Origin of the sequence: Curtobacterium sp. MCSS17_011 (assembly GCF_003224275.1) — a bacterium.
In the GTDB taxonomy this organism is placed as follows: domain Bacteria; phylum Actinomycetota; class Actinomycetes; order Actinomycetales; family Microbacteriaceae; genus Curtobacterium.
The window spans coordinates 1-959 of record NZ_QKLE01000060.1 but is presented as its reverse complement, the minus strand read 5'-3'; the positions used below and the strand labels follow the sequence as shown (position 1 = coordinate 959).

Sequence of the window (959 nt, the reverse complement as noted above, 5' to 3'; positions counted from 1 at the left end):
AAGGAAGGCTCCGCATGCCCGAGCTCCCCGTCGTGTTCGAAGTCGGCTCGATGATCGCCCTGGTCGCGATCCTGCTCGCCGACCTGCTCATCGTCGCGCGTCGCCCGCACGTGCCGACGCTGCGCGAATCCGGCATCTGGGTGGGCATCTACGTCGGGCTGGCGCTGATCTTCGCGGTGCTCATGCTGGTCTTCGCCGGTGGCGACTCCGCCGGGCAGTTCCTGGCGGGCTGGCTGACCGAGTACAGCCTGAGCATCGACAACCTGTTCGTGTTCGTCATCATCATGGCGCGCTTCTCGGTGCCGAAGAAGATCCAACAAGAGGTGCTGCTGCTCGGCATCATCATCGCGCTCGTGCTCCGCGGGATCTTCATCCTGGTCGGCGCGCAGCTCATCGAGAACTTCTCGTGGATCTTCTACATCTTCGGCGCCTGGTTGATCTGGACGGCGATCCAGCAGCTCCGCGGCGAGGACGAGGACGACCAGAAGGACACCTTCATCGTCCGTCTGCTGCGCCGCCGGGTCCGCCTCACCGACACGTACGACGGCATGAAGTTCCGCACCCACCACGACGGTGTCCGGCACTTCACGCCGCTGCTCATCGTGCTCATCGCGATCGGCACCACCGACCTGCTGTTCGCGCTCGACTCGATCCCGGCGATCTTCGGCATCACCGAGAGCCCCTTCATCGTGTTCACCGCGAACGTCTTCGCGCTGATGGGCCTGCGCCAGCTCTACTTCCTGCTCGGCGGACTGCTCGAGCGCCTGGTCTACCTGAAGTACGGCATCGCCGTGATCCTGGCCTTCATCGGCGTGAAGCTCGTCCTGCACGCGCTGCACGACAACGAGCTGCCGTTCCTGAACGGCGGCCACCACATCGAGTGGGCGCCGGAGATCAACACGTGGGTGTCCCTGCTGGTGATCGTCGCCGCGATGGCCGTGTCGACGCTGGCGAGCCTC

1 protein-coding gene is annotated in these 959 nt (G+C 65.0%); it reads left to right on the top strand.

Annotated elements, in window-relative coordinates; translation table 11 throughout:
- Positions 1-14: 14 nt before the first annotated feature.
- Positions 15-959 (top strand): TerC family protein (locus DEJ17_RS17450; RefSeq protein WP_110895678.1); only part of this gene is annotated, 945 nt, incomplete at its 3' end.